Origin of the sequence: Stappia albiluteola, from assembly GCF_014050225.1 — a bacterium.
Taxonomy (GTDB): domain Bacteria; phylum Pseudomonadota; class Alphaproteobacteria; order Rhizobiales; family Stappiaceae; genus Hongsoonwoonella; species Hongsoonwoonella albiluteola.
Map to the genome: position 1 here is coordinate 40,308 of NZ_JACFXV010000042.1, position 10,345 is coordinate 50,652.

Here is a 10,345-nt window from a genome sequence, read left to right on the forward strand (position 1 = left end):
TATATGGGTCAGATGATGCTTGCCGTCGATAACGAGATCGTTTCGCACATCCGCGCTGCATCCCGCCGGCTGGTGCGCGAACTCGGCTTCATGAACCGTACGCTAGCCGGAACCGACTATTCCGCGTCCGCGGTTCACGCCGTGATCGAAATCGGCGCGGCGGGGCGGATTTCGGCGAAAGCGTTGTCGGAGATCCTGCTCCTGGAGAAATCGACGGTCAGCCGTCTCGTCCAGTCGCTGGTCGTCCGGGGTCTCGTGTGCGAAGCGCGCAGCGAGGGCGACGGCCGCTCCAAAGACCTTTTCCTGACCGGCGCCGGCGAGAGGCTGCATGCCGAGATCGCCGCCTTCGCGGAAAGCCGAGTCCGCAATGCGCTTGGCCAGTTGCCGCCGGACGAGCAACTTCAGGTGGCGGAAGGGATGGGCGCCTATTCGCATGCGCTTGCCGCGAGCAGGACCGGCGCAGCGGTTGCGCTACAGCCTGACGCGCAAATCCTCACCGGCTTCAAGCCCGGCCTGATCGGCCGCATCGCCGAGATGCACGGGACCTATTACAACCGACATTACGGCTTCGGCCCGGTCTTCGAGGCGAAGGTCGCTGCGGGTGTTGCCGAATTCGCGCCGCGCCTCACAAATTCCTGCAACGAAATCTGGCATATCGAAAGCTACGGCAGGATTGCGGGCAGCCTTGCGGTCGACGGCGAGGACCTGGGCGGGGGGCGTGCGCATTTGCGCTGGTTTATCCTCGAGGATGGCTTGCGCGGTACGGGTCTCGGCAATGAACTGGTGAAGCGCGCCGTCGCGTTTTGCGACGCCTGTGGGTTCGGCGAGACCCATCTGTGGACCTTCAGCGGGCTCGACGCGGCACGCCGGCTCTACGAGCGCCATGGTTTCCGCCTGACGGAGGAGTATCATGGCGATCAATGGGGCACGCGCCTGCTGGAACAGCGCTTCGTCAGGACGGCGCCATCCAATGCCGGGCAGTGATCAATCGTATTCCGGACCGCGTGCCCGATAGGGCTTCGTCTCCTGCCAGGAGCGCATGAGCATCTGCAACTCCTTGTCGGGTTTTTCGGGCAGGACAAGCCTGAGCGTGACCAGCAGGTCGCCATGGCCGCCAGTGCGGTTCGGCAGGCCCTTGCCCTTGAGGCGCATGGTGCGCCCGCCGCTGGCGTTTTCCGGGATGGTCAGGTTTACCGCGCCGTCGAGCGTAGGGACGCGTACCTTGGCTCCCAGGGTGGCTTCATAAAGCGTAAGCGGCAGTTCTAGGCGCAGATCATCCCCGTCGACCTTGAAGAGCGGATGCGGGGTGAGGTGGATTTCCACGATGGCGTCACCGCTCGGCCCGCCCTGCTCGCCTTCGAACCCCTGACCCTTCAGGCGGATCTTCTCACCGTCCGTGGTCCCCGCCGGAAGTTTCACGTCGACCGTCTTGCCGGTTGGCAGTGTCACGCGGACGGAGCCGCCATGCGCCAGCTTCTCCAGAGGAATGCGGGCCGTGATCTGGGCGTCTTGCCCCCGGCGCGGCGCCGCTGCGCGGCGGAACCCGCCGGCACCCGCGCCTGCGCGCCGGCGCGCGCCGAAGCCGCCCAGAATGTCGCCCAGAATGTCCTCGAACCCGCCGCTGCCACCGCCGCCGGGTTCGTTGAAGCGAAAGCCCTTGTCCGCACCGGCCTGGCGGAAGGAATCGAAATCGGAGAAGCCCTCGAAACCGTGCGCCTGGAAGCGTGGCTTGCCTTCCGCGTCGATCTCGCCGCGGTCGAATTTCACGCGCTTTTCCTTGTCGCCGACGATCTCGTAAGCCTGGTTGACCTCGGCGAAGCGTTCCTTGGCCTTGGGATCGTTGGCGTTCTGATCCGGATGATATTTCTTCGCCAGCTTGCGGAAGGCCTTCTTGATGTCGGCCTCGCTCGCCGTCTTGGCGACACCCAGGACGCTATAGGGATCTCTCATCGTATGGACCGTCATTTAAAAGGAATGCCCCAGATATATACCGGTCAATGGCCTCCCGGATATACCGGTCTGGGCCCGTATCTTCATATGGGGGTGAATAGGAATATTTGCCAGAGCGCTCGCCGGGTCACAAGCGGCTCAGGATGGCGTTGCCGCGGCCTGTTCGGACTTCTGCTTCAGCTCGACGATCGTCCAGTTTGTCTTGGCGTCGCGGCAGGCCAGACCCTCGTAGGCCCGCACTCCCGCAATCGTGTTGGCGGTGGTTTCGAACCGAGTGCATTCGGTGCCGATGGTCACCGGCTCCTTCGTTGCCGAGATGATGGTGCCGGAATTGCCGCTGACCGGGTTCGACCACGTGAAGGCGGGAGACTTGGCGACCGAAGTCGGCCCGGCGGCAAGCGCGAAGGCGATGGCGCTGCGGTCGCCCTGGCCTATGTCGGCGTCGGCTGGATTTTGCGTGCCTTCGATCGAACCTGTCAGATCGAGCGGCGCTACCAGGTCGTCGCTGCCGACGGGACCGCCGAAAGATCCGCATGCGGCAAGGCTCGTCGCCAGCCCCGAAAGCAGCAGGCAATGCATCCAAAAACGAAACTGGCGTCGTTCGGCCTTCGCGGTATATGTCGATACGGTCATCGGTTCTGGACCTCCGGGTCCGGCCGCGAAAAGGTACAGCGCGGCAGGGGCCCATCCGCCTCGTGTCCGGCAGGAGACATCATGACGGAGAATTCCGAGATTCCGGCAGAACTCTTAACAAAGCGTAACTTTGAAGAGGGGGCGGATCCGTTTCGCCTTTTTGCCGAATGGCTTGAAGACGCGACAGCCTCCGAACCCAACGATCCGAACGCCATGGCCCTGGCGACGGTTGACGAAACGGGACTGCCGAATGTCCGCATGGTACTCCTGAAGGGGTTCAGCGAGGCTGGATTCGTTTTTTATACCAACTTCCAAAGCGCCAAGGGGCGCGAACTCCTGTCGCAGCAGAAGGCAGCGCTGTGTTTCCACTGGAAATCGTTGCGCCGGCAAATCCGCATCCGTGGGTCGGTGGAAATCGTCAGCGATGCAGAGGCTGACGAGTATTATCAATCACGACCGCGCGGCAGCCGCATCGGCGCCTGGGCGTCGAAACAGTCTCGACCGCTGGAGAGCCGCTTCGCGCTGGAGAAGGAAGTGGCGAAATACACCGCCAAATTCGCGATCGGCGAAATCCCCCGTCCCGAGCACTGGTCGGGTTTCCGGTTGGTGCCGTCGTCAATTGAGTTCTGGCACGACCGGCCTTTCCGCCTGCATGATCGCATCGTCTTCAGTCGAGAGGCGCCGACCGCGGATTGGACCAAGGAGAGGCTTTATCCGTAACGCGTTAGAGAAGCTTCTGCCAGCGGAAGAAGAGGAAGGTCAGCGCCACCGATCCCACCATCACGACGAGGGAAAACGGATACCCGTAGACCCATTTCAGCTCGGGCATGATCTCGAAATTCATGCCGTAGATCGAGGCAATGAGGGTGGGCGGCAGGAAAATCACGGCCAGCACCGAGAAAAGCTTGATGATCTGGTTCTGCTCCAGCGTGACGAGACCCACCGTCGCGTCCAGCAGGAAATTCAGCTTCGCATCGAGCGCGTCGGCATGCTGCTTGATCGACTGAATGTCGCGGCCGATCGACTTGCACGCAGCGCTCTGCTGCTGGGTGAGCGAGACGGTGGTGCGGTGGAATGACAGAAACAGCATCAGCCGGGCAATCGTCGCGCAGACGTCATGCATCTTGGCGATCTTCAAGCCGATGCGGCCAATGGTCTTGATCGCCTGCTGGTAGTCGCCGCTCTTGCGCGTGTTGACGCCGCCCTCGAAAACCCTCATCGCCATCAGGTCGTATTCGCTCGATGCTTTCTCCACTTCGTCGGCGGCGCGGTCGATGATCGATTCAAGCAAGAGGAACATCGCGCCGGGGCCGGTGTGAGGCACGGTGCCGTCTGTCTGCGCGCGCCGCGCGCTCATTGCGATGGATTTCGGATCGCCGTAGCGCACGGTGATCAGGCGTCGTGCTGTCAGCACGAAGGTGAGCGAAGAGACCTTGGGGTCGGGCTCGCGGACCGCCATCGGCATGACGGCGGTCATCACCAATACGCCATTGTCCTCGTAAAGCCGCTCTGACGTTTCGATCGCCGCCATGTCCTCCGGCGTCGGTATCTCAACACCGATCAAGTCTTCCGCCGCTTTTCGTTCCATCGGCGTCGGAGAGTTGAGGTCGATCCAGATCGCCGTCGGGGGGATCGCGTTGCCGGGCGCAATATTGACCGCTTCCATGGCCCGTGCCGTCGGCAGGAAGGCTGTGATCATCGGCATGCTCCGTAAAGGGCTGATCGCCGCTAGGGCCAGAACCCTGGAGCATATCCCACCAGATCTGAATCGGATTTGGCAACAGGGATATGCGCAAGGTATTGATCCCGGTGCGGTTTCTTAATCCAGAAAAGCGATCCCGCTTTCGTGGAAAGCGCTCCGGGGAAATCATCCTTTCGGGAAACTATGCCTTATACGGAGAAAAGATAAGTGCCGGTCAGGTCCTCCCTGGCCGGCACATGACTTACTGGCGGCCGCGATGCCGCCGCCGCTGAATTTCTGGAGGCGTCGCTCAGTGCTTGAGCGGCTTGCGGGTCATCGGAGCCACAGCCTTGCGGCAAAGCGTTGCCGCGGTCACCGCCTGGATGCCGACGGGCTTGTAGAGCTTGTCGAGGTCCGGGCGCGGGCTTGGTTGTTCGACTTTCTTCGGTTGCGCAGTCATTGCCTTGTTCCGATTGTGAATGCCGCGATTCAAGCGGCGGTTCGTATGTCCGGTCGAGGGATATGCGACAGGGAAGCCTCCATTCCCGGTTACATCCCGTCTCGGCCAATCGCCCATCTGCCTTGCCGCTATCCGGTCAAAGCCAGGACGTGCCTGCCCCCTCTCGAAGAGCGATCCACCGTTTTTCAGGAAAAAGAGGTACAGCATTTCCAAACGGCGCCCGCCTAATCGATGGGCACGTTGCACATCAACTGTGCAATTCAGGCAAATATAAGGATGACGCCCCAATAGGCGATAGTTCCAGTCACATTCCTTGTCGTAACGTCACATTCGCGTAATTGCGGCCGGAACGGACGGCCGGAAGCGGCGCGGAAAAAAGAAGCCGGCCGCAGGATGCGGCCGGCCGTTCGCCAAGAAATCCGAAAAGACTGCTTGATATCAGTCTCTTAGGCTACCTTCCGCAACCGACCTTTCCGTGTCGTCCAAAGTTTTCTCGAGCCTGTCGAAGAGCGCATCCAGTTCGTCACTTGTGATGATCATGGGCGGACAAAGGGCGATCGTATCGCCGATCGCGCGCACGATGAGGCCGTTCGACTCGCCATGGCGGGCGCAGAGCGCGCCGATGCCGTGACCCGGCTGGAAGGGGCGCTTCGTCGTCTTGTCGGCGACGAGCTCGACGCCGCCGACCAGACCGGAATAGCGGACCTCGCCGACGAGCGGGTGATCGGCGATGCGCTTCAGGCGCTCCTCGAACTGCGGCGCGAGAGAGCGCACATGCGCCAGGATGTTCCGCTTCTGGTAGATCTCTATCGACTTCACGCCAAGCGCGCAGGACAGGGGATGGCCGCCATAGGTGAAGCCATGGCCGAAGACGCCGATCTTCTGCGATTCCGCAACGAAGGCGTCGTAAAGCTCCTGCGACACCATCACAGCGCCAAGCGGCGCATAGGCGGAGGTGAGCTGCTTGGCGCAGGAAATCGAGTCCGGCGTGAAGTTCATCGTCTCGCAGCCCCACCAGTTGCCGGTGCGACCGAAGCCGTTGATGACCTCGTCGTCGATGAAGAGGATGTCATGTTCGGCAAGCAGCGCCTGCACCTGCTCGTAATAGCCCTTGGGCGGCACGATGACGCCGCCGGCGCCCATGATCGGCTCGGCGATGAAGGCGGCAATGGTTTCCGGCCCCTCACGCTCGATCATTGCCTTCAGGTTGCCGACGATGCGGGCGGTGAAGTCGGCCTCGCTCTCGCCCGCTTCGCCAAAGCGATAGTAGTGCGGGCAGTCGGTGTGCAGGATGCGGTCGACCGGCAGGTCGAAGTCGCGGTGGTTGTTCGGCAGGCCGGTGAGGGAGGCCGAGACGATGGTGACGCCGTGATAGGCCTTCACGCGGGAGACGATCTTCTTCTTCTCCGGCCGGCCCTTGGCGTTGTTGAAATACCAGGCGAGCTTCACCTGCGTGTCGTTGGCCTCCGAGCCGGACGAGGTGAAGAACACTTTCGAAGCCTCGAACGGCGCGATCTCCTTGAGCTTTTCGGCCAGCTCGATCGCCGGTTCGACGCTCTTGCCGCCGAAGAGATGATAATAGGGCAGCCGCGAAAGCTGCTCCTTCGCGGTCTCGATCAGCTCCTCGTCGCCGAAGCCGAGGCCGGCGCACCAAAGGCCGGACATGCCCTCGATATATTCCTTGCCCTGGGTGTCGTAGACATAGACGCCCTTGCCGTGGTCGAGCACCAGCGGCCCGGTTTCCCTGAGTTTGTGCAGGGCGGTATAGGGATGAAGCAGGGCTTCGACATCGCGCGTCTGTACGTTGGTGAGCGGCATTCGACGATCCTTTTGTCTGATCCTGCTCATTGCTGCGGAGCGGGTTCGTCTTCGTAGATTTCTTCAAGGTCGGAGGGCAGCCGTTCCAGCCCTCCGTCAAGCGAAAGCGGACCTTCCGGCTCCTCGCCCGGCTTGCGGCTTGGTGCCGGGGGAGGGCCCTCTCGTTCCTCCTGCGGCACGTCGGAAAGAAGCGGCAGTTCCTCTTCCTCCACGGGCGCCTCGTCGTCTTCGCCGACCGGCTCCAGCGCGCCATAGGCTTCCAGAAGCACGGCGTCGAGGTCCTGCTGGAACAGGCGAATGCGAGCCGCATTGGCGCCAAGATCGTGCTCGCCGATACGCGAGGCGGAACGCAGGTCGAGCCGCGCGCCGAAGGGGTCCGGCCGAATGCGGATGACGAAGTCGTCGGTGAAGCCGAAAACCAGGGATCGCACGTCCGCCTGGATCAGCGATGGATCGTCGGGGAGCGCCGGCGTGAGTTCGCCGACGATGGTCCAGCGCTGGCGCTCGATGACCTGTCGGGCGGCCGCATGCAACTCGGCCGGCGTCACGCGGAAGCGGCGCGACAGCAGGTCCGGATAGGCCTGACGCTGCAGGGCGCGATTGGGAGCAGGATGGTCGTCCTGGTTGCGGCCGGCAATCGGCGGCGGTTCATTGATATCGGTGCTGATGTCGTTCAGCTTCGGATAGGCGACGACGCCGGCGACGGCCATGGCGGCTGGAATGAGGGCGATGCCGCCGTAAAGCATGCCGCGAACGGCCTTGCTCCAGCCGATTCCACCCTGTTCCCAGAGCGATACAAGGGCGCCGAGCGCGGCGATGACCGCAACGGCTCCGAGCACGAAACCCAGCCCCATCGCCGGAAAGAACTCGCGTGCCGAGATCAGGCCGCCGCGAAAGGACAGCGTGGCGATGACAAGCACCGGCACCGCGAACAGACCTGCGCGATAGCTGACACGGGCCGATCTGGAGCGGCGAGGGGGAATGTACTTGTGCATGCCTGGACGGTTGGACCCCGGACGGGTTGCGCTCGACCCATGCTCTAGCATGACCGGCGGGGGCTCCGAAAGGGTCGCCCGGGGCGTCTCCCGTCAGCCTGAGAAGGTGAAATCGGCGAATTGCGCGCGCAGTGCCGTTTTTTTGATTTTTCCCGTCGCGGTATGGGGAATTTCGTCCACGAAGGCGACGTCGTCGGGAAGCCACCAACGCGCGACCTTGTTGTGCATGAAGGCGAGGATATCCTCCTTCGTCACCGTCGCATTTTCGCGCGGTACGATGACGAGAAGGGGACGCTCGTCCCATTTGGGATGGGGCAGGCCGATGACCGCCGCCTCGGCGACCGCCGGATGGCCGACGGCGATGTTCTCCAGATCGATCGACGAGATCCATTCGCCGCCCGACTTGATGACGTCCTTCGCCCGATCGGTGATCTGCATGTAGCCATGTTCGTCGATATGGGCGACGTCGCCGGTGTCGAAATAGCCGTCCCCGTCGAGAATGTTGCCGCCGTCACCCTTGAAGTAAGCCCTGGCCGTGCCGGGGCCGCGAACCTTCAGCCGGCCGAAGGTGGCGCCGTCCCACTGACGCGGCGCCCCATCGTCGCCGGTTATCTTCATCTCCACGGTGAAGGGGGCGTGGCCTTGCTTTTCCTGGATGTCGAGCAGGGCTTCACCTGAAAGGTTCGCCACTTCCGGCTTCAGGCTGCATACGGTGCCGAGCGGGCTCATCTCAGTCATGCCCCAGGCATGCATCACCCGGACGTCGTAGACGGTCTCGAATTTCTCCGTCATCGCACGCGGGCAGGCGGATCCGCCGATGAGCACCCGTTCGAGCCATGGCAGCGTCTTGCCGGTCTTTTCCAGATATTGCAGCAGCATCAGCCAGACGGTGGGCACGGCCGCCGTCAGCGTCACCTTCTCGGCGTCAAGCAGCTCCCAGATCGCCTCTCCGTCCATGCGCGCGCCCGGCATGACCAGTGCCGAGCCGTTGAGCGGCGCCGAAAAGGCAAGCGACCAGCCATTGGCATGAAAGAGCGGCACCACCGGCATCACCCGGTCGCGCGACGACAGGCCGAGCACATCCGGCAGGCTCGCCGCCATGGCATGCAGCACGTTGGAGCGGTGCGAATAGACAACGCCCTTGGGATCGCCCGTCGTGCCGGAGGTGTAGCACATGCCGGCGGCGGCGTTCTCGTCGAGTTCCTTCCAGGCGAAATCGCCGTCGACCTCGGCAAGCCAGTCCTCGTAGGGGACGACGGGCAGGGAGGTCTCGGGCATGTGGGCGGCATCCGTCAGCACCACCACCAGCTCGACCGTCCTCAACTCGCTCCAGATCTTCTCGACGATCGGCAGCAGATTGAGGTCGACCATGATAAGCCGGTCCTCGGCGTGGTTGACGATCCAGGCGATCTGGTCGGGAAACAGGCGCGGGTTGACGGTGTGATAGATGGCGCCCACTCCCATGATGCCGTACCAGGCTTCCATGTGGCGCCAGGTGTTCCAGGCAAGCGTCGCCGCCCGGTCGCCCTCGCGGATACCATAGGCGTCCAGCCGCTTGGCAAGCTGCAGCGCGCGAGCCCGCAATTCGCGATAGGCGATGCGGTGGATCGGGCCCTCGATGCTGCGCGAGACGATCTCGCGATGCGGATGCTGGAGGGCGGCGTGATCGAGAATGCGATTGCAGGTCAGCGACCAGTCCTGCATCAGGCCCGGCATGACGGGTGACGGCATTGGCTTTTCCTCCGGAAGTCGGCCCGCTGTTTTTTGAAAAGGCCGTTATTTTCCGGGATTCTATCCTAAGCCGATGCGGGCCTGTCCACCCTCAAATTGCCTGTGCCGGTTTTCCGTGTGCCGTGGCCTGCGCCTCGATCCAGTCACAGCCGAGCGACAGGCTGTCGGCGACGTGATCGGCATGGGGAGCAAGGGCTGCGCGAGGGATCGTGCCGGTGGTCAGCGCCAGCGTGCGGGCGCCCGCGGCGCGTCCGGCATGCATGTCGTGCAGGCTGTCTCCGACCATGACGACCTGTGACGGCGGCAGGCGGACCGCCTCGCAAAAGGCACGCACCATGCCCGGGCCTGGCTTGGCCCCGTGGCCGCTGTCATAGCCGAAGACATGGGCGAAGCGGGGCGTGATGCCGAGCGCGTCGAGCTGGGCGCGGGCCGAGCCTTCCGCGTCGTTGGTGGCAACCCCGAGCAGGAAGCCGGCGCGCGCCATCCGCTCCAGGCTCTCGGCGAGATCGTCGAAGGGGCTGACATGGGCGATGCTGAGGCGGCCGAGCGCCTCGTCGACATAGGCAAGCAGCGCGTCCGCGTCCGCAACGCCCAGGATTGAAGCCCAACTTTCGGTGAAATCGGCATTGGAGCCGGCGACGACGACGGAATCGGGCGCGAAGGCGCAGCGGTCGAGATCATAGCCGCAGCTTTCCGACAGGGCCCGCATCAGCCGGGCGTCGGACCGGGTCACTTCCGATATCAGGTCATGGAAGGTTGGCGCCCAGGTGCGGTCGAAATCGATCAGCGTCCCGTCCTTGTCCAGAAGCACCGCGCGGATCGTCATGGCCTGCCCGTCCTTGTGAAGGTTCCCGTCTTCAATGGGGGATGCGGTGCGATGTTGCAAGGGGAGGGGCACTCACCCGCTCTCTATTCAAATATGGACGCGGTTCTCGCAGTGCGCTTTCGCACGCACGGTCCGGGATGATGGCAGTGCGTGGCTCGGGGCCAGCAGGAACATCGCCGCGCGCTCGTGTGCGCCGGCGGTTTGGCCTGGGAAGCGGCAAGGCGCGGCTTTGCCGCTCTTGCGAATTGAGT

Annotated in this window: 10 protein-coding genes; 2 read left to right on the plus strand and 8 right to left on the minus strand. The window is 63.3% G+C overall.

The features are described 5' to 3' along the window. The first annotated feature begins 3 nt into the window (after positions 1 to 3). Positions 4 to 984: a bifunctional helix-turn-helix transcriptional regulator/GNAT family N-acetyltransferase gene (locus tag H2509_RS04315; RefSeq protein WP_235974679.1), complete on the plus strand. Its 981-nt coding sequence runs from the start codon at positions 4 to 6 to the stop codon at positions 982 to 984. Here the strand turns inward: H2509_RS04315 and H2509_RS04320 are convergent, their stop codons facing one another. Continuing rightward, on the minus strand, positions 985 to 1,950 hold the full coding sequence (locus H2509_RS04320; RefSeq protein ID WP_182162666.1) for a DnaJ C-terminal domain-containing protein: 966 nt from the start codon (positions 1,948 to 1,950) through the stop codon (positions 985 to 987). Positions 1,951 to 2,088: 138 nt separating this feature from the next. Then, positions 2,089 to 2,583 (minus strand): RT0821/Lpp0805 family surface protein, encoded by a 495-nt coding sequence (locus H2509_RS04325; RefSeq protein ID WP_182162668.1) that lies wholly within the window; start codon positions 2,581 to 2,583, stop codon positions 2,089 to 2,091. Between the two features lie 81 nt (positions 2,584 to 2,664). Between H2509_RS04325 and pdxH the strand changes: the two genes are divergently transcribed. Further along, a complete protein-coding gene (pdxH, locus tag H2509_RS04330) occupies positions 2,665 to 3,303 on the plus strand; it encodes a pyridoxamine 5'-phosphate oxidase (protein WP_182162671.1) in 639 nt (212 codons plus the stop codon). Between the two features lie 4 nt (positions 3,304 to 3,307). Here the strand turns inward: pdxH and H2509_RS04335 are convergent, their stop codons facing one another. The 6 genes from H2509_RS04335 to H2509_RS04360 form a co-directional block, all read right to left on the minus strand. After that, on the minus strand, positions 3,308 to 4,282 hold the full coding sequence (locus H2509_RS04335; protein WP_182162673.1) for a magnesium transporter CorA family protein: 975 nt from the start codon (positions 4,280 to 4,282) through the stop codon (positions 3,308 to 3,310). Positions 4,283 to 4,574: 292 nt separating this feature from the next. Beyond that, positions 4,575 to 4,724: a hypothetical protein gene (locus H2509_RS04340; protein ID WP_182162675.1), complete on the minus strand. Its 150-nt coding sequence runs from the start codon at positions 4,722 to 4,724 to the stop codon at positions 4,575 to 4,577. A gap of 438 nt (positions 4,725 to 5,162) precedes the next feature. Beyond that, entirely contained in the window at positions 5,163 to 6,542 is a 1,380-nt protein-coding gene (locus H2509_RS04345) for an aminotransferase (RefSeq protein WP_182162676.1), read from the minus strand. A gap of 26 nt (positions 6,543 to 6,568) precedes the next feature. Then, complete coding sequence (locus tag H2509_RS04350) at positions 6,569 to 7,588, minus strand: DUF1499 domain-containing protein (protein ID WP_182162678.1); 1,020 nt, start codon at positions 7,586 to 7,588, stop codon at positions 6,569 to 6,571. Positions 7,589 to 7,630: 42 nt separating this feature from the next. Next, entirely contained in the window at positions 7,631 to 9,253 is a 1,623-nt protein-coding gene (locus H2509_RS04355; protein ID WP_182162695.1) for a long-chain-fatty-acid--CoA ligase, read from the minus strand. Between the two features lie 106 nt (positions 9,254 to 9,359). Further along, entirely contained in the window at positions 9,360 to 10,094 is a 735-nt protein-coding gene (locus tag H2509_RS04360) for an HAD family hydrolase (protein ID WP_182162680.1), read from the minus strand. Positions 10,095 to 10,345: the final 251 nt, after the last annotated feature.